This window comes from Streptomyces sp. MUM 2J, assembly GCF_022414535.1.
Lineage (GTDB): Bacteria > Actinomycetota > Actinomycetes > Streptomycetales > Streptomycetaceae > Streptomyces.
This window is the reverse complement of sequence record NZ_JADWYM010000002.1, coordinates 169,199-190,185: the sequence shown is the minus strand read 5'-3', so window position 1 is coordinate 190,185 and position 20,987 is coordinate 169,199. Positions and strand designations below refer to the sequence as shown.

General features: G+C 70.8%; 27 protein-coding genes and 1 pseudogene. 25 read left to right on the top strand and 3 right to left on the bottom strand.

Translation table 11 applies throughout. The features are described 5' to 3' along the window. Positions 1-42: 42 nt before the first annotated feature. From I3F54_RS02740 to I3F54_RS02645, 20 genes are all read left to right on the top strand, one after another. The gene (locus I3F54_RS02740) at positions 43-1,137 is read left to right on the top strand and encodes a PD-(D/E)XK nuclease family protein (RefSeq protein WP_240116923.1); all 1,095 of its coding nucleotides are present in this window, start codon (positions 43-45) and stop codon (positions 1,135-1,137) included. 103 nt (positions 1,138-1,240) lie between these two features. Beyond that, a complete protein-coding gene (locus I3F54_RS02735) occupies positions 1,241-1,747 on the top strand; it encodes a hypothetical protein (RefSeq protein ID WP_240116922.1) in 507 nt (168 codons plus the stop codon). Positions 1,748-1,749: 2 nt separating this feature from the next. Beyond that, on the top strand, positions 1,750-2,076 hold the full coding sequence (locus I3F54_RS32300) for a helix-turn-helix domain-containing protein (RefSeq protein WP_240116921.1): 327 nt from the start codon (positions 1,750-1,752) through the stop codon (positions 2,074-2,076). Next, entirely contained in the window at positions 2,073-2,885 is an 813-nt protein-coding gene (locus I3F54_RS02725) for a helix-turn-helix domain-containing protein (RefSeq protein WP_240116920.1), read from the top strand. The genes I3F54_RS32300 and I3F54_RS02725 overlap by 4 nt, the downstream gene beginning before the upstream one ends. 51 nt (positions 2,886-2,936) lie before the next feature. Next, positions 2,937-3,206: a hypothetical protein gene (locus tag I3F54_RS02720; RefSeq protein ID WP_240116919.1), complete on the top strand. Its 270-nt coding sequence runs from the start codon at positions 2,937-2,939 to the stop codon at positions 3,204-3,206. Between the two features lie 100 nt (positions 3,207-3,306). Next, positions 3,307-3,618, top strand: a complete 312-nt coding sequence (locus I3F54_RS02715) for a hypothetical protein (protein ID WP_240116918.1) — start codon at positions 3,307-3,309, stop codon at positions 3,616-3,618. A 62-nt stretch (positions 3,619-3,680) separates the two neighbouring features. Further along, entirely contained in the window at positions 3,681-4,376 is a 696-nt protein-coding gene (locus I3F54_RS02710; protein ID WP_240116917.1) for a hypothetical protein, read from the top strand. A gap of 92 nt (positions 4,377-4,468) precedes the next feature. Continuing rightward, positions 4,469-5,155 carry a hypothetical protein gene (locus I3F54_RS02705; protein ID WP_240116916.1) on the top strand — a complete coding sequence of 229 codons (687 nt, stop codon included), beginning with the start codon at positions 4,469-4,471 and terminating at the stop codon, positions 5,153-5,155. Positions 5,156-5,186: 31 nt separating this feature from the next. Further along, complete coding sequence (locus tag I3F54_RS02700) at positions 5,187-5,957, top strand: hypothetical protein (RefSeq protein ID WP_240116915.1); 771 nt, start codon at positions 5,187-5,189, stop codon at positions 5,955-5,957. Next, positions 5,954-6,685 carry a hypothetical protein gene (locus I3F54_RS02695; RefSeq protein WP_240116914.1) on the top strand — a complete coding sequence of 244 codons (732 nt, stop codon included), beginning with the start codon at positions 5,954-5,956 and terminating at the stop codon, positions 6,683-6,685. The genes I3F54_RS02700 and I3F54_RS02695 overlap by 4 nt, the downstream gene beginning before the upstream one ends. Then, positions 6,676-7,218, top strand: coding sequence for a hypothetical protein (locus I3F54_RS02690; RefSeq protein ID WP_240116913.1), 543 nt, complete (start codon positions 6,676-6,678; stop codon positions 7,216-7,218). Before I3F54_RS02695 ends, I3F54_RS02690 begins: the two co-directional genes overlap by 10 nt. Positions 7,219-7,302: 84 nt before the next feature. Further along, complete coding sequence (locus tag I3F54_RS02685; protein ID WP_240116912.1) at positions 7,303-7,668, top strand: hypothetical protein; 366 nt, start codon at positions 7,303-7,305, stop codon at positions 7,666-7,668. Further along, positions 7,668-8,063 carry a hypothetical protein gene (locus tag I3F54_RS02680; RefSeq protein ID WP_240116911.1) on the top strand — a complete coding sequence of 132 codons (396 nt, stop codon included), beginning with the start codon at positions 7,668-7,670 and terminating at the stop codon, positions 8,061-8,063. Before I3F54_RS02685 ends, I3F54_RS02680 begins: the two co-directional genes overlap by 1 nt. Before the next feature lie 100 nt (positions 8,064-8,163). After that, positions 8,164-8,811, top strand: a complete 648-nt coding sequence (locus I3F54_RS02675) for a hypothetical protein (protein ID WP_240116910.1) — start codon at positions 8,164-8,166, stop codon at positions 8,809-8,811. 5 nt (positions 8,812-8,816) lie between these two features. Next, on the top strand, positions 8,817-9,809 hold the full coding sequence (locus tag I3F54_RS02670) for an N-6 DNA methylase (RefSeq protein ID WP_240116909.1): 993 nt from the start codon (positions 8,817-8,819) through the stop codon (positions 9,807-9,809). A gap of 43 nt (positions 9,810-9,852) precedes the next feature. Then, positions 9,853-10,587 (top strand): hypothetical protein, encoded by a 735-nt coding sequence (locus I3F54_RS02665; protein ID WP_240116908.1) that lies wholly within the window; start codon positions 9,853-9,855, stop codon positions 10,585-10,587. A 71-nt stretch (positions 10,588-10,658) separates the two neighbouring features. Continuing rightward, on the top strand, positions 10,659-11,159 hold the full coding sequence (locus tag I3F54_RS02660) for a hypothetical protein (RefSeq protein ID WP_240116907.1): 501 nt from the start codon (positions 10,659-10,661) through the stop codon (positions 11,157-11,159). After that, positions 11,146-11,511: a hypothetical protein gene (locus I3F54_RS02655; RefSeq protein ID WP_240116906.1), complete on the top strand. Its 366-nt coding sequence runs from the start codon at positions 11,146-11,148 to the stop codon at positions 11,509-11,511. Before I3F54_RS02660 ends, I3F54_RS02655 begins: the two co-directional genes overlap by 14 nt. A gap of 278 nt (positions 11,512-11,789) precedes the next feature. Then, on the top strand, positions 11,790-12,260 hold the full coding sequence (locus I3F54_RS02650) for a hypothetical protein (RefSeq protein WP_240116905.1): 471 nt from the start codon (positions 11,790-11,792) through the stop codon (positions 12,258-12,260). A 45-nt stretch (positions 12,261-12,305) separates the two neighbouring features. Beyond that, positions 12,306-12,647: a hypothetical protein gene (locus I3F54_RS02645; protein WP_240116904.1), complete on the top strand. Its 342-nt coding sequence runs from the start codon at positions 12,306-12,308 to the stop codon at positions 12,645-12,647. Positions 12,648-13,108: 461 nt separating this feature from the next. On the opposite strand, the gene I3F54_RS02640 is transcribed toward I3F54_RS02645, so the two are convergent. Further along, on the bottom strand, positions 13,109-13,555 hold the full coding sequence (locus I3F54_RS02640) for a tyrosine-type recombinase/integrase (protein WP_240116903.1): 447 nt from the start codon (positions 13,553-13,555) through the stop codon (positions 13,109-13,111). Positions 13,556-14,078: 523 nt separating this feature from the next. Here I3F54_RS02640 and I3F54_RS02635 point away from each other — a divergent pair. From I3F54_RS02635 to I3F54_RS02625, 3 genes are read left to right on the top strand one after another with little or no spacing between them, the layout of a single operon-like run. Next, positions 14,079-14,888, top strand: a complete 810-nt coding sequence (locus I3F54_RS02635) for a hypothetical protein (RefSeq protein WP_240116902.1) — start codon at positions 14,079-14,081, stop codon at positions 14,886-14,888. A gap of 56 nt (positions 14,889-14,944) precedes the next feature. Further along, positions 14,945-16,555 (top strand): hypothetical protein, encoded by a 1,611-nt coding sequence (locus I3F54_RS02630; protein WP_240116901.1) that lies wholly within the window; start codon positions 14,945-14,947, stop codon positions 16,553-16,555. A gap of 2 nt (positions 16,556-16,557) precedes the next feature. Then, a complete protein-coding gene (locus I3F54_RS02625; protein WP_240117060.1) occupies positions 16,558-17,250 on the top strand; it encodes a TIR domain-containing protein in 693 nt (230 codons plus the stop codon). Between the two features lie 315 nt (positions 17,251-17,565). Here I3F54_RS02625 and I3F54_RS02620 read toward each other — a convergent pair whose 3' ends face one another. Beyond that, complete coding sequence (locus tag I3F54_RS02620; RefSeq protein WP_240116900.1) at positions 17,566-18,375, bottom strand: macro domain-containing protein; 810 nt, start codon at positions 18,373-18,375, stop codon at positions 17,566-17,568. Between the two features lie 259 nt (positions 18,376-18,634). Between I3F54_RS02620 and I3F54_RS02615 the strand changes: the two genes are divergently transcribed. After that, complete coding sequence (locus tag I3F54_RS02615; RefSeq protein WP_240116899.1) at positions 18,635-20,017, top strand: macro domain-containing protein; 1,383 nt, start codon at positions 18,635-18,637, stop codon at positions 20,015-20,017. Between the two features lie 598 nt (positions 20,018-20,615). Here I3F54_RS02615 and I3F54_RS02610 read toward each other — a convergent pair. Further along, positions 20,616-20,804 (bottom strand): hypothetical protein, encoded by a 189-nt coding sequence (locus I3F54_RS02610; protein ID WP_240116898.1) that lies wholly within the window; start codon positions 20,802-20,804, stop codon positions 20,616-20,618. Between the two features lie 11 nt (positions 20,805-20,815). Here I3F54_RS02610 and I3F54_RS02605 point away from each other — a divergent pair. Further along, positions 20,816-20,914, top strand: a pseudogene (locus I3F54_RS02605) (transposase); the annotation flags it as partial. Positions 20,915-20,987 lie beyond the last annotated feature (73 nt).

The window sequence follows — 20,987 nt, the reverse complement described above, 5'->3', positions numbered from 1 at the left end:
CATGCCGGGCGAGCAGACCACCCAACAGAGTGCGAGATCATCATGACCACCGACAGCACCACCGAAAGCGTCGGCGTCCCGGTACCCGACCTGTGGAAGGGCGCGCATCGCGACGACCGCGCCCGGCCCCGGTCGCGGCAGCGCCTCCTCGGCCCCTCCTCGATCGGCCTGTGCAGACGCCGGGCCGCCTACGAGGTCCACGGCACCTGGCCGACGGACCTCGCCGACAACATGCACGCCGCGATCCTGGGCACCTGGCTGCACGAGGGCATCCTCCGCGTCCTGCGGGAGCAGTACGGTGCCTGGACCGAGTTGGAGCTGACCGACGGCGTGATCCTCGGCCACGCCGACGCCTACTGGGCGCCGGGACACGTGTACCGCCAGGCCGAGCGGCACGACACCCCCACGGCCTCCGGCGATGTGGGCGTCGTGGAGGACGTGAAGACCAAGAGCACCCGGGCCCTCGACGTCGTCGTCCGTCAAGGGCCCAGCCAGGCCGAGTGGTTCCAGGTCCACCTGTACGCGCACCTGCTGCGCACCGGCGGCCTCAAGGACCATCCCGACCTCCCAACCGGTGAACCGCTGCCGGTCGACGTCGTACGGCTGCGGTACGTCGGTCGCGAGTACGGACAGGTCGTCGTCCACCAGCGCGCATACGACGAGGACGCCACGAAGCAGGCCCTGGCGTGGGCCGAGGACGTCCTGGCGAGCACCGAGCCGGACGCGATGCCGCGCGACCTGGACGGCCCTGGCCTATCGATCATCTGCGACAACTGCCCGTTCAAGACGGCGTGCTGGAACCTCGACCGGCTCGCCGACGACCGCGCTCCGCAGACGATCCTCGCCGAGGACACCGCGGCCATCACCGAGGCCCTCCGCGCCTACGCCGACGCCGCCGAGGTGGAGAGCGCCGCGAAGAAGCGCAAGGCCAAGGCCCGCAAGATGCTGGACGCCGCCGACGCCGGCACGTACGGCGTCTTCAAGTTGTCCTGGTCCGGCGGCAGCCCACGACCGCCCACGCCCGACCCCGAGGCGATGATCCGCGTCCTCGAGGGCCTCGGCATCGACATCCCGCTGCGGCCCGGCGGGCGGACCTCGCGCACCATCGGCGTCTCCCGCCTTCCTGAGGCCGGCTGACGACGCACCGCGTACCCCGGGGCCGCCCGCACTTGAGTACCGGCCGTGGTGGCCCCGGTCTCACCTACACCTGCTCATCGGACACACCCTTGGAGGGGGAACCATGTCCACACCCATGTCCCGCGAGCACCTCGCGGGCATCCCGGACGGCCCGGTGCCGACCGCCGACCCGGCCGAACCGCCTCACCCGCTGACCGCAGACCTCATTCGGCAGCGCCTGACCGACTCGCTCACCGCCGCCTGGCCGCGCATGGCGTACGCGGACCATGTCGCGGATGTCGCCGACTCCGCCATGAGCGTCGTCCTGCCGCTCACCACCCAGCTGGGGAACGAGGTGTCCCGCTGGCAGTCCGAGGTCGCCCAGGCCCTCGCCGACCGCGACCGCGCACGCGCCGCCGCGGTTGTCCTGGAGCAGATCACCGCCGAGGCCGCCCGCCTCCTGCGCGTCGGCCTGCCGGGACAGGCCCTCGCCGTTCTGGAGAGCGACGGCCGGCCCCTCGGCCCGTGCGGCGTCCCGTCCTTCATCGACGACACACCGCGCGCCCGGTCCGCCGGCTACAGGGGCGCTCACCACGACCCTGACCGCGGCCGCGACCTGGACGAGGAGTGAGCGTGCCCATCGCCTCCGCGCCCCGGCCACACGCCGTGGCGTCCGCGTACGTCATCAGGGGCACCGACCCCGCGCGCGAGCCCACCCGGCGCGTCTACGTCAGCACCACGGCCACGGGCGTACCCGGCATGGACTTCCTGGCGGTCGAGCGGGTCGTCAACGGAGACCTTCCGCTCCCCACTCTCAACGAGGCCGAGCAGGAACTCGCGGCGCGGCTCATGACCCGGGCGGAGCTGACGGCGAACGAGATCGCCGAGCGCCTCCGGGTGGAACCTCGCACCGTCACCCGCTGGCGTGCGGCCTGGAAGAGGAAAGGGGAAGGCAGTTGAGCATCGAGGCCATGGCCTGGGCCTTTCGACAGAACATCCCCAAGCCGGGCGCGAAGCTGGTGCTGCTCGCGCTGTGCGACTTTGCCGACGAGGCATGGTCCTGCTTCCCCGGGCAGGCCACCCTGGCGGCCAAGACGAGTCAGGGGGAGCGCACCGTTCGCCGGCATCTGGAGTGGTTGGAGGAGGAGGGGTTCATCGTCTCGCACGCCCGGTTCTCGGAGGGGCGCCGCACCAGCAACCGCTACACGATCCACGCTCCTCGTGCCCAGACGCCACCGCCGTCCTCCTCACCGGCGCGCGGCTCCGGCCCCCCGGCGCCGAAGGCGGCGAGGGGCGGGAAGCAGGGCAGCGGAAAGCGGACGAAGCAGGCGGCCAAAACGGCCACCGGCCAATCTGACCAGTGGCCAGATTCGGCGGGAGAACCGGCCAAACTGGCCGGGGAACCGTCAGAGAACCACCAGAGAAACAACCCCCTACCCCCGGCGGACGGTGACGGCCGCCACGGGACAGGCGGCTGCGCGGCACACCCGGACTCCCCTGCTGCCAACTGCCGTTCCTGCGGCACCAGCCCGCGCGCCCGGCGCGCTGCCGCCGTCGCCAGAGAGAAGCGCGAGAAGGACCAGCGCGCCCGGGACCGGGACCGCCGTTGGTTCGAGGAGCAGCGGGAGCGTCGCACCCGCGCCGCGGAACTCGAAGCTCAAGGTGCCGTGGACAGGCCGCGTCAGGCCGCACGTGAGGCCATCAGGCGCGATCGCCCAGAGGAGCCAAACCGCGATAAACGACACTTGACGCAAGATGATCAAGATTGATAAAATGTTATCATTGTCACCAATCAGCTCCACCCCCGAAGGAGTAAGCCAGTGTTTCACCAACTCACCGCCGACGAACGGCGGGCACTCACCGACAGGCTCACCGCTCGCGGCATCACGCCTCGCCAGCTCACGCAGGCACAAGAGCTGGCGCGCACGATGAGCGAGACCCTGGCCCGCGCCTACGGCGAGGTGATCGGGCGCCGAGTGACCCCGGTGGAGTTCACCACCGACGTCCTCGGAGTCGAGGGTGCCGGCCGGCTCGTCGCCTGCGCCCTGCGTGAGATCACCGGCCAGCCGGACCTGTACCGGGACGCCTAACCGGTCCCACCTCCTTCGCGCACCCACGACATGTGTGGTGACAGACATCTGATGCCAACCCATCCAGGCTGGCCGTCCTGACCAGAGTGCGAGGAACCCAATGAGCAGCATCCCCATGTCCGACATCGCCGCGATAGTGGTCGCCGCCCGCGTGCAGGGCTCGCCGGCCCTCCGTACCGCCCCGGACGGCAGACCCGTACGCGTCCTGACACTGCGCGGCACCCGCCCCGGAGAGCTGTACGACTTCACGCTCGACGACGGTCACCGTCGGTGGTGCCTGGAGTCCGTCAGCCACGCGAGCGGCTTCGACATGCACGGCCGCACGCTCGGCAAGCGCCTGTCGGCCCGGCTGAACGCCCTGCACGGCACCGCGGCCGAGCACTTCGGCCAGCGGTCCCCGGCGCTCCCGTAACGCCACGCCCATCACGGGCCCCGGGAGCGCCGGGGCCCGGCATCCACGAAGGAGAGAGCAAAGTGGACCAGCCCATCCAGCCCACCCGCGAGCAGTTACTGCACACCGAAGCCGCCAAGTACGGCATCGCTCCGGACGTGATCGACCGCGCGGTCAGCGTCATCGCCGCTGTCCAGCGCCGCGATCGCGACGAGTTCCGCAAGAACTACGGCGGAGAGATGACGCCGGACCAGTGGCTCGCCGCCTACGGCGTCTCCGGCTTCAGGGAACTGTGCGCCCACGCGGCCCGCCAGGCCGGTCTGGGCGACGACGACGTCGACGTGATCGTGCGCATCGTCTCCGCGGTGGCCCCCGCGCCCGAGCAGCACGACGATGACCGCCCCATCCAGTTCTGGGCCCGCCCCCTCACCGACCCCGAGGAGGCGACGTTCCCCGCGTACCGCGTCAGCTACGAGGCCCCCGGGGCCGACAGCACCCCCGGCTTCGACTGGTCCGGCACTCTGCTGCGCCGCACTCTGCGCGAAGCCGTCCGGCGCGGCCAGGGTGCCGCGAGCCTTGAGGAGGCGACCGGCGTCGTCGTCTTCACGGACGGGGATCTGCCCGGCGCGTACGTCGCGCGTCCGGCCCCGGGGCACACCCAGCCCACGTGTGCCCGCTGCCAACAGTGGGAGCGGGAGCACACGCTGCACGAACGCTTCGGCTCCTGCGAGCGGTTCGTCGCCTCGGCGGCCCAGCTCAGCGCGGTCGGTACCCCGTAGCGCCACGCCCCCTCCCGGGGCCGCGCCGGTGCGAGCGGCCGCGGCCCCGGGAGGGTCCTCCCCATTCCCTTCGCACACAAAGGAGTCCCCGCATGTCCCGAACAGCATGGCGCGTGGGCGGCGCGCAGCGGCAGGGCCGCCGCGAAGTCCAGGCGGACGCGTTCTCCGTCGGCGGCGACCGGGCCACCGGCCGTATCGCCGTGGCTGTCACCGACGGAATCGGCGACACCTCGGCTGCGGCAGACGCCGCCGAGCTCACCGCCGGCGCGGCCGCCACCACCGCGCTCGCGTCCACACCCGAACTCGGCTGCCTCGGTGCCCGCAGCAAGCTCGCCGCCAGCGGCGTCACCGCGGACGCATCCATCGTCACCGCGCTGTTCGACCCGGCCCACAGCCGTATCCGGATCGCCTGGGCCGGGCTGTGCCGCGTCTATGCCCTCACCACCGACGGTGAGCTCCAGCGCGCCACGTACGACCACTCGCTCGGCGAGCGCATCCGCCATCACTCCGCGCAGAGCGGCCCGTTGCCGATGTACGACCGCAAGGTCACGCGCACCGTCGCCCGCCATGAGTTCGTGACCACGTCCCTGCCCGCGCGCGGCACCGCCAGCGTCCTGCTGTGCACCGACGGCGTAAGCCAGAACGTCACCGACCAGACCACCATCGCCGCGCTCCTGTGCGACGACCCGTACAACGGCGCCGAACTCCTCGCGGCCGCCGCCGGCATCGACGGGCCGGACAACGCGACCGCCATCGTCCTGCGTCGCAGCGCCTGTTGATCGACCCAACACACATCAAGGAGGCACTTCCATGGATGACGAGCGACTTCGACCCACTCAGCTTCCGCTCAACGATCTCGCGACCGCCTACGTCCAGGCGGGCCAGACGCTCTTCCTCGCGATCCTCGACGACATCGCCGCCCGAGTACGCCTGGCCCACCCCGAGGCCGCCTACCTGGAGATCGACATCGACGCCGACGGCGACGTCGAGCTGCACGGCATCTGGAGCGCCCAGAAGTCCGCGATCGGCACCTGCCGCTTCTTGTACGACCCGCACGACGACCCGGAGCAGGAGTGGCGGGACGGGCCGCTGGACCTCGACGAACTCGTCGACGACCTCGGCCGCGCACTGACCGGCTCGTTCCTCCACCACTGGGGCGTCGTCGAGCCGCACCCCGTCTACGAGCACCGTGACCGGCGCTGGCTCGTCCTCCCGTCGGCGGATCGCGCCGCCACCGTCGCCGCGATCGTCCGCGGTCACGTCCCCGACGCCGAATCGCTGATCTGCCGCTTCGCGGAACGCGGCGAACGCATCGCCGTCGGCTTCGAGCAGGTCACGCTCAGCGGCGGCGGGACGATCAGCGTCCCGTGCCCTCTCTGCTCCCCGGAGACCGAGGACGGCCCGTGGCCGCGCGACGTCTCCCACGAGCTGGCCCGCGTCCTCGGCCAGCTCTACGCCCTGCCGCACCTGCGCGGCCGCCACCTCACCCCGTGTGTCGACATCACCGCCGAACACGAGGGACAGCTGTGGCAGCTCGTCTTCCCGTACCGCGACCACAAGAAGGGAGCCGAATCGTCATGACCAGCAGCGAAGCTCCACGGACCATCGACGCCCGGCGCCACCTCGAACGCGCCGTCCGCATGGTGGACCAGGCCCAGGAACGGTACGAGGTCGCGATGCTCGACTTCGTCGCCGCGCGCCTCGTCGAGGCGTGCCCGGAGACCACGCACATCACCTTCGTCCACGTCACCGCCGACGGCGTGATCGAGCTGGACGGTCTGTGGGCGACCCGCGAAGACAGCACGGAGGAGCTGATCCTGGACGTACGCCGGGACAGCGGGATCACCGCGGTCGATCCCGGTGAGATCGGCGACGACCTCACGTACTCCCTCGACCGGCTGAACTCGGTCGCCTGGAGTGCCGTACGCCCCGAGCCCCTGCCCGGCAAACGCTGGGTGCTCGATATCCCGCCCGTCGACCGTGCCGCGCGCATCGCCGATCTCGTCCGCGCGCACCACCCCGACGCGGACCTGCTCACTGTCGACCTCTCGCCCATGCGGCCCCGCGTGGCCGGCGTGACCACGGTCGGCACCACGGGCGTCAGTGCCACGGTCCACGCCGAGCCCGACCGGCCGCTGTGGCCTGAGGAGACCGGCCGGATCATCCGCGGGCTCATCTGGCAGATCCGCTCCCTGCCGCACCTGCGGGCGCGATACCTGACGCGGGTCGGCGGCCCGTCGGAGGAGACCGCGTACCTGCTGCTCCCGCAGACCGAGACCGGCGAGGAGAAAGGAGTGTCATGCCCCTGACCATCGAGCACACGCCCGCGCCCGCCGTCCCCGCCGTACACGCCCAGACGATCGCCGCGAACGTGCTGCAGACCTGGCCGATGACCATCGGCCTGACCATCGAGTACGCCGCCCACCACGACCAGGGCCCGCACGGTGCCGTCACCTTCGCCGTCGTACGCGCCCGGGAGACGTGGCCGAGCCCGGCGCTGATCCGCTGCGACGGCTACGGCCACATCGCCCGCGGCTGCGAGCACCCCCGCCCCGACGGGCAACCCTGCTGGCACCCGTCGGCGCCACACCTCTCCCTGCGCGACCAGGGCCTGTGCGCGCGGCACCTGCCGCCGCTCGCCGTCCACGACTGGGGCAGGCACCCCGAGCAGCCGCTCTACGGCCGCGTCGCCCGCGTCGAGCCGGACGGCACGGTCGCCGTCGCCTTTATGGGCGGCGAGCTCACCCTCCACGTAGGCCAGGTGCCCCGCGTCCCTCCGCACATCGCCGAGGAGCTCGACCGAGGCCCTCTCCACGGTCCTGTGCACCTGATCGACGACTAGCCACAGGCCTCCGGCGCCGTGTGCGAGACGGCAACCGGAGCCAGCCGACAACTCCCATCCACAATCGAAAGAGAGTCGTTCAGCATGAGCGGTCACGCCGTGATCACCGTCAGTTTCACCAGATCCGTGTACGCGCACGAGCTGCGCGCCGGCGACGTGTTCGCCTTCCCGGACGCGCCGAGCACCCCGCTCGCCGTGGCGGGTGTCAAGAAGACCGTCCTCTCCTCCGAGCTCGTCCTGCTCGCCCTGGCCCTTCCCGGTCGCACCGAGCCGATGCACCTCCCGGCCCGCACACCGGTCCGGGTCCTCCGTATGGTCCGCCGCGTCTCCCTGACCTGCCTGCTGTGTCGCAGGAGCCAGGACGTCGAGCTCGACCTCCCCCACGACGGCGAACCCCTCTCGTTCGTCTGTGCCGACCACGCCCCCGCCCCGGACCAGGAGGCCGAGTGATGGCGCTCCACTACCTCAGCGCCGTTCAACTCCTGCGCCGCGCCGACGAGGAGAAGGCCCGGGCCCTGTACGCGGACGTCATCAAGGCCCTCGAACAGCGCTGCACGGACGTCGGCGTGGACTGGTGCGGCAACGAGCTGAACATCACCGTCCAGCTCACCAACGACGGCGAGCAGTACATCGCGATCGCCGGCCGCTACTCGCTCCCCTGGCACGACGACCGCAGCGAGATCGGCGGCTGGAAGGCCGTGCACATCGACAACACCTTCGGCACGGCCAAGGTCATCTACGACACCACGACCGACGAGGACGAGCCGCCCGGCGACATGTCCCTCGAACCCCTCGCCGAGGAGGTCGGGGCGTACGTCGGCGGCTGGCGCGCCGAGCACGGATAGCCCCAGCCCACCCGCACCACCTCACGCCAGGGGGCCGAGCCCGCGGCAATGGCCGGCCCCCTACCCCACTCATGCCTGAATCACGAGAAAGGACACCCTCGTGCTCACCTTCACCGTCGGCAGCGGCCCCGCCCTCGAGGTCGCCGAATACGCCGACTTCGACACCGGTCAGGCCGTCTACCGCGTCACCGGCATCGGCGCCTTCACCCTCGGCTGGGACCCCGACCACCACCCCGAGGCCGACCAGGACCCAATGGAGGAGATCCTCCACGTCGCGTACGGCAGCGGGCCGCTCGGCTTCCAGATGGACGAGGCACCGGTGCTGTTCGGCCTCACCCTGGCCGGCACCGAGTCCTTCACCCGCACCGCCCTCGTCTCGGGCGACCTGCGGCTGCGCCCGTACCGCCTCATCATCAGCGCCCCCATCCGTGCCCCGAAGGGCACGGCGCGCCGGGCCACCGCCATCGTGTCCGCGCTGGCTCGGCACTGGCTGGCCCAGCCCTGGGCCCCGGAACTGCGCCGCGCCCACGAACACCACTGCGCGCCCAGTTCCCTGCACCGGTACGGCGGACTCATCGCGCAGCACGAGGAGCGCATGCGACGCCTCCGCGAGGACCACGCCTACTACATCCAGTGCGCCGAACGTGCCACGACGATCCTGCAGGCGGGCCCCGTCCCCGCCCCCGAGGGCGCCCCACCACACCCGTTCACGTCGCCGGACACGACGACCGATTCGGCGGGGCGGTGAGCGCCGTGGCCCAGTTCGACCTGTTCGGCGAGGTGGAGCAGAAGCTCGAAGAGCGCGCCAAGCGGCGCGAGGAGAAAGCCGCCAAGCCACCCAAGCCACGCCCCACCCCCGCCTCGCGCCGTCAGCACCGCGCCTTCCCGGGCGACCCGCACCGGCACGCCATGGAAGTCGCCGAGAACGTCATCGCCGCCTGGTTCAGCCACTACGGCGGCAACCGCATGGACGTCCCGCTCGGCACCATCGCCGCGCTCTCCTTCTTCCGGGAACCGCTCGTCAGCGACTGGCTCCTCACCCTCGAACCGGCCCAGCTCCCACCGCTCCTACGGGAGATCTGGGGCGTCCAGTGGATGGCCCGCCCCGACCTCATCGAGGTCGCGCGTCCCCTGCACGACTGGGTGGAGGAGGGCCCCGACGAGTACCAACTGCGTGCCGTCCAGGCCGTCATCCACACCGCGATCTACAACGGGCTGTTCGACCTCACCGCGAGCGACGACGCTTATGAGCGGTCGGAGGCCGACGTCCTCAGCCCCCTGCTCACGGGCCTGCGCCACAAGAGCGACAAGAAGTGGCGCGGCGAGTACCACACCCCACCGTCAGTCTCCGACCTGATGGCCGAGATCCTCATCAGCGGTCCCGACCATGGCCGCACCATCCGCGAACCGGCCCTCGGCAGCGGCGGCATGTTCCGCTCCGTCGCCCAGACCCTGCGCCATCACGGCCTCAACCCGCACGACTACACGTGGCTCGGCAACGACATCGACCGCCTCGCCGCCGCCTGCGCCGCAGTCAACGCGATCACCTGGGACCTCGGCCCCAAGACCGCCATCTGGTGCGCCAACACCCTCGCCACCGAGGACGCCGGCCTCACCGAGGCCCTGGCCGAGCGCACCGCGGTCATCAAGCACCGCAACGCCGTCGTGGAACAGGCCCTGTTCGAACGGAAGGCCCGACGGCTGCTCGGTGCCCTCGACCAGCTCTTCGAAGGAGCCGCGGCGTGACCGTTGTCTCTGCCCCTCACCACACCACCAGGAAGGACGATTCATGAGCCCGACGAAACCAACCGCACACAAGACCTCGGACGCACCGAAGAAACAGCGAGTCTTCCCCGCGGACTTCGCCGAGTTCGTCGCCGCGACCGCCGCCGCGCTCGGCGACGGCTGGGCCGTCGACACCGACGACAAACCCCATCCCGGGCCGTCCGCGTACCTCGCCCACCCCGACGGCCGCCGCATCGGCATCAAGCACCTCTGGCGAGGCGAGGCCGTCCAGACCTGGGCGCTCAACGTGCCGCCCCGCGAGTTCGAGGAGGGTGACCGCGACACCGAGTCGTACGCCGACAGCCTCAAGCACCTCTCCGCTGGCATCCGTTACAACGTCGGCGTCTGCTTCACCGCCAACCCGCCCGCCACGACGGCGGCACAGAGGATTCGTGCCCGGCTGCTGCCGGCATTCGACGGCGAGCGCCCACCGCTGCGCGCCTTCCCTAAGAAGACTCCCCGCCGTGCTCCAGGCGCTGAGAAGAACCCGGCAGCCGCCAACGCGCCGACGAGCGGCGACACGCCCAAGCCAGAGCAAGCGACCACTACCAAGAAGGCCCCGGCGAAGCCCCCACGCCCCACAGCCAAGAAGACACAGACGCCCGCGAAGGCCACCGAACCGAAGAAGCGGACGCCAGCACCCCGGTCACGCCGCGCCACGACGACGGCCAAGGCGACGAAGGCGCAGGACGCCGAGGCGAAGAAGTCGAAGCCGACCGAAGCCGCAACCAGTAACTGATCAGCCCCGGGTGCGGGGCGGTCCAGTGACCGCCCCGCACCCGCATCCCGTGGGAGAATCTGAGAACTGTCATGACACAACTCGACCTCTTCGGAGAGAAGCAGGCCGCTACGGACCGCAGGTCCGCCCGCGAGGCCGAACGCGACGCCCGAGCCGCCCGCCACGCCGCCTATCGCGAATCCTTGAAGATCGACTGCTGTACGGGCAAGCCCATCCCGCTCGACGAGCGCGGCTGCCCGCAGTACCGCTGCGGACGCTGCGGCGCCCTGGCCTTCGCCGGCACCTTCGCCTTCAACCACGACTGCGGCTGGGCCGGCTGCTACGCCGACACCGAACCCACCCGCGGTACCGGCAAGACGACCCACGACATCGGCCTCTCCGCCTACCGGCACGACAACCGGCACCACCCCCACTGCGCCCGCCCTGGGTGCGGCCACGCACGCGGCGTCCACCAGAGCGTTCCGCGCACCGCGCCCGAGGACTCCAACTGCTACGAGTACTGCGGCTGCCGGGGCTACCTCGCACCCGTCCCCGCCGAGACCCGCGAGGAGGCCGGCAGTGCTCACCGCTGAACAGCTCGCCGCCATCGCCGCCCTGCGAGACAAGACCGTCCCGGGCCCCTGGGGCGTCATCAGGATCGACATCGAGGAAGGCGTGACCAGCTTCCTCATCGCCGACAGCAACGACGACCGCGTCGCCTCCGTCGACGTCGTGCACGAGGGAGACCCCGAAGCTCTGGCCGGCGCCGAGGCGGACGCCCAGTTCATCGCCGAGAGCCGCACCGTCGTCGATCTCCTCCTGGACGAGATTGGCGAGCTCCGTACCCAGCTCGCCCACGGCCAACGTCCCAGCGCAGCCCGTACCAGGGCCGCCAAGGTTGACCGGATCCATACGGTCGCAGGAAAGCCGCAAAGCGGGAAATAGCGGGCAACTACTGATGCCCGCTCACCGCCAGGCGACCAGAGACCTCGGTGACACGTCCCGATAGCACCAAGGGCGGCCCCGGACGCCACGCCCCGGGCTGCCCTTCCGCTTTGCCAGCGTTCCGTCGCATCGAGGTCGGCGCTGCGAGACCTGTGCCGGGATGGCCTGAATGTCGGTTGATGGCGTGCAACCAGTGATGAAACGGTGATGCAGCGTCACCAATGAGGCGCTTCACATCCACTCCTCGCTGACCACGTTGGGAGAACAGAGGGGAACACATGATTCTCAACGCTTCCGCCAAGGCGGCACTGTCTACTGCTGCTGCCATATCGGTCCTGCTGATTCCGGCAGCCGGTTCCGCGTCCGCCACGTCGTCCTCCGCCTCCGGGGAGACCGTCACGGAGGCGGCCGAAAGCTTCGACGCCAAGTGCAGGAGCAACAGCCGCAACTACATCCTGAAGAAGTACTATCGAGGGCCCCAGTTCTTCACCCTTCGCTGCGGCACAAGCACGTGGGGCTGGAAGCACATCAAGCAGCGGCACGGCTGGAACAGCACGATGGACCGGAAGATAAGCACCGCCATCTTCTCCGGGGACCCCAATGGCCGCGGCGGTTACTCCACCTACGCCAATCAGTGCCCGCGAGTGGAGAAGTTCCGCACCATCATCGGCACCCCGGCCGGGACCAATGATCTTCTGACGGCCTATAAGGTCGATCAGCCGGCCGCCGCCAGCGCTGCTTTCTGCTAGACCACACCTTGGGGCGCGGGTCGAGGTGAAAGGAGGTTCGTCCCTGTGGAGGAACAGACACCGGCCGAACAGGCCCTGAGTCGCTCGTACGTCACCGCTGACGGACTCCGCTTCGACGTCATGAAAATGTCGGTCGAGCACCATCCGGATCGCAGCGCGACGCTGACGTACTGGCTGACCGTGAGCCGCCAAGGCCACCCGGACGAACACTGGGTGGTCACTCTGCCCTGGCACGACAAATCCTGGGTGGACGTGCTCACCTCGCCCGCGCCCCCTCCCGACCGACTGGGGCACCTCGTGCACCTCGTCCATGCCCATCTGGAAGAGTGGTGGGACACGAAGGGGCATAACCGGCAGTCGGCGAAGATGGGACGGCGACTCACCTGACTTCTCGCAGGCACGGATACGAACCCGCGCCGCGAAGGGCAAGCGGTGCTCACGGAACCGAATCAGCCGTCCGGTCAGGGTGTTGCAGCCACGCAGGCCAGCGTCCGTCCCCGAACCGCCTCGGCGGGGACAGGACGGGGACATGAGGGACCGTCGGGGACACAGCGGGGACGTAGTGCGTGGGAGGGCACGGGAGCGATCGGGACTGTCCAGGACGCGACAGGAGTGGAATCCGCGCAGGTCAGACACCGTAAGCAGGGCCAACTGACCACGCTCCCGGCGTCCGGCCTGGTCAGCGCCGCCTGCCACCCGAGCGGGCCAAAAGCGATCTTGGCTTTCTCCTAAAGCGGGTGTCGCAGGTTCGAATCCTGCCGGGGGCACAGAGAGAAGGGCCAGCTCAGGAGGGGTTTCTTCCCAGGCTGGCCCTCCGCCGTTTCAGGGGCCGTGCCACATACATGCCACTACGGGTCCGCAGGGTCCTTCTCGGACGGGTCCGTGGCCGCTCCCCCGCCGTCGCGGATCACGGCCCCGAGCCGGTCGGCGATGGCCCGGTCACGGTCACTGGTCATGTGCTGGTGGACCAGCGCGGCCCGGGAGCTGCTGTGGCCCATCCGCGTCATCAGCCCCCGCGTGCTGGCTCCGGCCGTCGAGGCCGGCGTGTTGCCCGTGTGCCGAAGCTCGTGGAAGTGCAGCGCGACCGAGATGCCCGCGGCCTTCCGCGCCTTGGCCCGGTCGTCCCGGAAGTTGCTTCGCCGCAGCAGCCCTCCCTGCGGTCCGACGAAGACGTGCCCGTCGCGGCCAGGAGCGGTGAAGTGCTCCACGTGATGCGCGACCGCGTCGAGCCAGGGGCCGGACGGGAGCCGCCGGACCGACTCGAAGCTCCACCGCCTCCCCTGCTTGTCGGCCATCAGGCGGCCCTCCGCAGCGAGCCGCGGCGTTCACCGATCGGCTGAACCGTATGGGCGTCGCTGAACGCACTCAGCGGGCTCTCGGGGATGCGGACGCGCCGACCGACCTGGCGCACCGATTCCGCAGACGTCGAGCGCTCTGGAGCCTTCGGACAGCACGGCGCTCGTCCGGGAGCCGCCCTCTGGAGCCCGTGGGCACACGGACCCGCAGCTCGGTGCGGGCGCGGTGCCGGGACTCGATGCCGCCACGGCGGTGGGCGGGGAAGTCTTCCCCGCCCGGGGCAGACGGCGGGCCGAAGGGCCCGGAGGACTCCGGAGTGTGGCCGGAAGCGGATCGGAAGCAGATCGGTTCTGGCCACGGAAGCGGTCGCGCTGGTCGCATCGGAGGCGTCAACCGCCACTTCGCGAAGCGCCGTCCACCGTCGGCCCGCGGCGGGCCCGTCGCGCACGCACATCCCGTACGGGCCGCCGTGAGGGCGGCCGGGTCGGGCGCGCTGCACTGCCGTGACCTCTGGAGAACCCGATGACCGACCCAGGGCTGACGCCGCCCGCCGCACGTCCCGACCCACCGTCCTCCCACCGTTCGCCGCCCTCCTACGGCGCCCCGGGGCTGATACCTCCGAGCGGCCCCACCCGAACCTGGGGGCTCGTGGTCGTCGCCACACCCCTGGTGCTCACCCTGCTCTTGGCCCTGGTCGGCAGCCTGGCCGACGACTCCTCAGCCGGGTCGTCCACCTCATCCAGCTCGTCCAGCTCATCCAGCTCATCCAGCTCGTCCGGGTCGTCCGGGTCGTCCGGGTCGTCCGGGTCCGGCTCCTTCGACTCGGGCCTCTTCGGCTGGGATCGCCTCGGCTCCGCCGGCGGAGGCACAGCCGAGCAGCCGACCCGCACCGCATCGGCGACGGCGCCCGCATGGCCGTACGGGGACACACCTGTACCGGACGTCTCCAGCACCCCCGAGGCGACCTCGGCCGACGGCTACGGGGACGACGGCCACACACGTCCGGCGGACACCGCCACCGGTATCCCGACCGTGAACGCGACCGGCGGGCCGAGGGATGTCGTCACCGCCTACTTCGCGGCGATCAACGCCCGCGAATACCGGACCGCGTGGGACCTGGGCGGCAAGAACCTCGACTCCAGCTACGACGGTTTCGTCGCGGGCTACGCCTCCACGGAGCGGGACACCATCCGCATCGTGTCCGTACGGGGCGCGGAAGTGCGGCTGATCATCGACGCCCTTCAGACGGACGGCACGACGCGCTCCTACGACACCACCTACACCGTCCACGGCGGTGTGATCACCAGCGGCACAGGCACCCAGACCGACTGACACCCTCCGGGCGTGCCCGGAGGGGTTCGCCCGCATGAGCGGAGCGCTGAACCACCATGACCACACGGACACTCGTCCCCCATCCGCCCGGTCCGCCACCGCAGGAGCCGCCCGAACAACGCAAGTACGCGCGCACCAGAGCCACCCGGCTGCTGTCCGCAGGCACCTACCTCGATCCCGGTTACCGGCGCGCCGTCATCCGGGAACTGCTGACGCAAAGATTCCGGGTCGTCGCGCCCTCCTACGGCTACGACGCCGTGTCGGTCCTCGCCCACGCCCTCGCCGCGCGCCGACTGCATCGCATCCAGTGGGCGAGCGCGGCCGGCACGATGGCCGTGATCCAGTTGCTGATCGGCAACGGAGTGCTCAGCCCGTCCTTCGGTTTCATCATGCTCTGCTGGGCGCCGTGGGCAGCGGCCTACATGCGCCGGCTCGTGACCCTGCACATCCTGATGACCCGGCTCAGGGAGACCGGCCCGGACGGTGGCTTCGACGGTGCCTGCCCGTCGCACGCCAAGCTGACCGCCGAACTCGCCCACAAGATCGACCGCGAGCAGGCCGGCCGCGAGGGCCTGGTCTTCTACGGCGGCTTCCGGCCCTTCGTCGGCGCGGGCCGGCCGCTGCGCAACTGGTCCAACGCGCAGTTGCTGCTCGGCGCCCCGAAGACACGGATCATGGCGCGCAAGAGTGAGGACGGCTCACCGCCCGACCTCGACACCATCGAGCGCAGGCAGGTCGTCCCGTTCACCGTGGACGAGATCACCGGCGAAGTCGCCGCCCGGATGGCCGCCGATCTCCGCGACGAGACCCGCCACGACGAGCGGATCGACGGGCTGACCGTCGAGCGGCGCCGCTACACCACCGCGATCCGCACCGACGACCGCTCCAAGGGCGACGGCTGGTCCGAACTGCCGAGTGTCGACGACCTGCCCGACATCCACTGGCGGGAGGACTACGACGCGGCCCGCGAATACCTGTGCGTGCGGGTCGGGTCGTGGAACGAGGAGCTGGTGACCTCGATCTTCGTCGGGTTCGACATCAAGGGCAACACGCTGCACACCGAGTTCTACACCTACACGCTCAGGCCGCTCGTGGAGGACTTCCACCTCGTGGACGCGTTGCCCGCTTCCGTCGACCGGCGCCTGGCGGTGCGGGTGGCGTGGGACATGTTCACGGCCCTGGGCCGCTGGGGGACCATGCTGTGCCTGCTGCCGCTGTTGCTGATCCCGGAGCGGTTCCTGCCGGCCTGGGCGGTCCGGTGGACCCGGCCCTGGCGGGCCACGAGGGCCAGGCGGGAGACCGCCGAGGTACTGCTGGCGGACGAGGTGACGGACACCAGCGAGTTCCGGCTCGGCCGGTACGTCAACCGCTGGCTCAACTGCGGCGCGCTGGCCAGCATCAGGGAACTGGCCACCAGCGAGACCTACCACCACTTCTTCCAGGAGGCCGACGCGAAGAAGTACATGAAGATCGTCGAGCGTCGACTGCTCAAGAACGTCCGCGCGTTCCTGGACGAGCACGACGTGGATCTCGTCGAGCACGACCGTGCGCAGACCAACATCCTGCTGGGCGACAACAGCCAGAACGTCTTCGGCGGCCAGAACAGCGGCTTCGGCTACAACTACCAGCCCTCGGGCGCTGGTTCATCAGGAGAGGCAGGCAAGTGACCATGGGCGACGGCCACACCTTCGGTGACAACAACCAGAACGTCTTCGGCGGCCAGAACAGCGGCTTCGGGTACCACGTCCACAACACCCCGCAGCAGCCCCGGCCGTCCGTCGAGCAGGAAGCGGCACGCGCCGCTCAGGCATGCGCGGACTACGGCCGCAGCCGGAGCGTCTTCGTCGTCCACGGCCGCGACGAGAAGGTCCGCGGGGCGATGTTCGGGCTGCTGCGCCGACTGGACCTGCGTCCACTGGAGTGGGAGCGTCTGGTGCGGGCCACCGGGGGCACCGCACCGTTCCTCGGCGCGGTGGTCGAGAAGGCGCTGTCGCAGGCGCAGGCTGCGCTCGTGCTGCTCACCCCGGACGACGTCGCCAAGCTCCACCCCCACCTGCTGGGCGACAACGAGCCGGTCCACGAGACCCAGTTGACCGGTCAGCCCCGACAGAACGTGCTGATCGAGCTGGGCATGGCGCTGATGGCCTATCCCGAGCGCACGATCATCGTGCAGGTCGGCCAGGTGCGGCCCGCTGCGGACCTCGCGGGCCGCAACGTGATCCACTTCGACGGCTCCGAGACCGCTGTCTCGAAGATCGTCGAACGGCTCAAGGGAGCGGAGTGCGACCTCGACGACACCCGGCCGGACTGGCGTGACATCTCGCACTTCAGGAATCTGGCGGCCTACCGCCGACTGCCCTGACGGTCCGTGGGGACCCGGGGCGTTCCGGACGTCGGGACCGGGGCGGTCCGGGAGCAGCCCGGGGAAGCGCTCCTGACCGGGGGAACCGAGCCCATCCGTTCTGCCACCGGCCGCCGGCCCTGCGGGCGCCGGTGGCCGGTGGCCCGCCCCCTTGCCCGGCGGGCCGCGTTGGAGACAACCGGGGCGGGAAGGAGACAACCGGTCGGGGGCCGTGAGGCTGCCGACAACCGGTCGGGGGGCCGTGAGGCCGCAGGCCTTCCGCCCTCCGCGGGCCGCGTCGGCTGATGCGCGTACGCCGCCGGGACCGCACGGACCCTAGCGATCCGAACCCGACGCCAGAGCGTCCAGGAACGCGGCCAGTTCGCGCATGTTGATGCTCTCCAGTTCCTCGGGTCGTATCACCACGCGCAGTTCACGGCAGATCGCGCCTTCCCGGGAGCGGGCCACGAAGGACATCAGGATCAGCCGGAGCAGGCTGTCCCGGTCGAGATGGCCGAGCCGTGCCAGCCCGGAGCCGACCAACGGCATCGCCACCCGCTCCAGTTGCGCGTCGGTGCGCAGCGCGTCCCACAGCCCGCCCAGGCCCCGCCACAGGTCCTCCACACCGGAGGCGGCGACATAGTCGTTGCCGATCCGGCTGTAGGCCACGCCGAACACCAGCCGCGGCCGGGTGCCCAGCACCGCGACCGTGCCGATCGGGTAGCGGGCGAGCTTGCCGAGCGGTTTGTCCGCCCGCTCCTCACGTGCGACGGGCTCGACGGAGGAGAGTGCCGCGCTCAGCTCCGCGTCCAGGCGGGGCACGTCGCCGCCGTATCGGCGCTCCAGCAGTTGCGCCTGAACGCTGTCGCCGTTGATGACCCGGCCGCCCGCCGACAGGGTGTCGAAGGTGTCGCAGAACCCGACGACGAGGTGGGCCGGCTGGTCGAACACGTCGCCCGCCTCCACGACCACTGTCATGTCGGGCCGCCGGAACACCTGCTGCACCCGGTCTGCCGGGCGGGCCCGCAGCAGCCCCCAGCCCAGGCACGCCCCCACCGACAGCCCGACGACCGCGCCGGAACCGATGTGCGGCACGAACGGGCCCACGACCTGAAGCACGGCGGACAGCCCGCCGAACGCCGCCATCGTGTCGCGGACGAAGACCTGCCGGGCACGTCGCGTGCCACGCGGCAGTCGCCGGAAGGAGAGGAGGCGGAGGCGGCCCGGCCGCCGTCGCGGGCGCGGCCGGGGCTGCGGCCGGGAGGAGTCCGGCAAGCCTGCCGGGCGCATCGGGTCGAGAGCACCGGAATCACCCGAACACACTGCTGCCCCAGGAACTGATGGTAATCTTACCGTCACGAAACAGTGACGCAGAGTGACGCACAACCGCCGGGGGGCGACGCGGATGGCCACTGCGAGAGCGCGTATCGGAGTGAAGGTACTGGGCCCGGTCCAGCTCGAAGTCGACGGGGTTCCGGTCCGGCTGACGCCGCTGACCGTACGGCTGCTGGTCCGCCTGGTGGCGGCCGAGGGCGAAGCGGTGCCGGTGCGGCAACTGCGTCGCGACGTGTGGGGGCTCGTGGACGAGCCGCGCCACCTGGACCAACGCAACCGCAACGAGGTCCAGAAACGGGTCCTGGAGCTGCGTCGGGCGCTGGCCCCCGGCCAGGACGGCGCCGGAACGACCATCCTGCGCACCGAGCAGCAGGTCACCGTGCAGGGCCCGGAAACCGCCTACCGCCTGATCCTGCGGCCCGAGGAACTGGACAGCGCGTGTTTCACCGCGATCGTCAACGACGCCCTGCTCGCTCCTCCGGCCACCGCCGCGCACCGGCTGGCCGAGGCCCTGTCCCTGGTGCGCGGCCGACCACTGGCCGAGGTGAACGGCGAAGGATTCGCGGCGCCGTTCATCCGCCGCCTGACCACCCTCCAGGAGACCGCCAGACGTGAGCTGATCCGTGTTCAACGGGATTTGGGACGTCCCGAACTCGCCCTGCCGATCGCCGAACTCATCGCCCACGAGCACCCCGACGACCCCGAGGCCGGGCGTGTCCTCGATGCCCTTCGCGCGGAACTCCGCGCCCGGCACGGGGACGAACTGCTCCGGCACCGGGTTCCGTTGCCGGGCCAGCGGGCCGATGTGGTGCTGGTGCGCGGCGACTTGTTCGACCAGGTGGACTGCAACCTGGTGATCGGGTTCTCCGACACCTTCGACACGGAGTCCGCCGAGGATCTCGTGATCAGCCGTGAGAGCGTGCAGAGCCAGCTCGTCGACCGGCTGTTCGCCGGGCAGCGCCGCCTGCTGGACGACAGACTGCGGGCGGGACTGCGCAAGACGAAGGCGGTCGGCACCGAGAGCGCGCGGTCCAAGCCGCTGGGCCGGCGGGTGCGTTATCCGGTGGGCACCACCGTGGTGGTGCCCATCGACGGCCGCCGGGTGTTCGCCACCGCCTATTCGCGGCTCGGCAACGACCTGGTGGCCAGGTCCAGCGACCGTGATCTGCGGCTGAGTCTGGAGAACCTGTGGGCCTCGGTGGCGGTTCATGGCCTGTTCAAGCCGGTGGCCGTCCCGCTGATCGGATCCGGGCTGGCCCGTGTCACCGATCTGGACCGGGGCCAACTGGTCGCCCTGATCGTGGACTCGTTCATCGACGCGTGCCGCCGCTACCCCGCCCTGACCCCCGAGCTGCGGCTCGTCATCCGCCCCCAGGAACTGGCCCGGACCGACCTGACCCCGGTGGAACAGCGCTTCCAGGACCTGGTGCTCGGCCCGGGCGCGGCGGACTGACGGCGAGAGCGAGGCCGGGCGGGGGCTCGGACGTGCCCCCCGGGCCAACGGGCTGCTCCGCATCTCCCGGCTCCCCCTTCGCGGCATCTCCCGCCGTCCACGCCACGTGCCGCTTCGCCCGGCCTCACCGCCGTCCACGAGACCACCCCGAACGCTTCCGCCGGTACCCGGCAACCGCTTCCGATCCGATTCCGACGGGCCATCCCGCGGTGCGCGCCGCGGCCACGGACCCCGGTCCTGAGGCTCGGCGGGTTCGCCGCGCGGCGGGCCGGTGCGCACGTGCGGCTCGGCGGCGGCAGCCGGCAGGAAGGGATTCCGACCCGCGCGAGGTCAGGACCGGCCGCCGTCCGGCGCGGTTCGGAGCCGCACCCGGTGATCAGGCGAGGCCGGTCCTGCGCTGGGGGCGCCGTGCCGTGAGGGCGGCCCGGGGCGCCGGGTCCAGGTGTTCCTGGTCCTGCGGCGGCATACGGTCGTGTAGCCGACGGCGGCAAGGACCAGCGGGCCGGCGGCGACCGCGGCTACGGCGCCGGCGCCGATGCCGCGCAAACCGCCGCAGTGCGCCGGTACATCGCGCCTGCCTCGCTTCCCGGGAGGGGGGTCAGCCGGCCTTGGGCGGCACGAGCATGTGTTCACGGCCAAGGGTGGTGGAGGTGTCGGTGCAGAGGGTGGTCTCGCCGTCCGACCAGCGCACGATCACCTCCCGGTGGGAGCCGCCGGTGCAGTCGCCGCCGGCGATGACGTTGGCGTCCTTCCAGGTGGTGGAGTTCGTGAGCCCATATCCGCACACACCTGTGGGGTGACCACTTCTGGTCGCCTTCGTACTTCGCCGCCTCGTGCGGCGGCGCACCGCTGGAGATCATCAAGGAGTACATCGAGAACCAGAAGCGACCTGGCTGAGGTCAACAGCGCAGACTCGTGCACACCTGCGGGTCAGAGCGATCCAGAGAAGCTCCTCCCCGGCGTGAACACC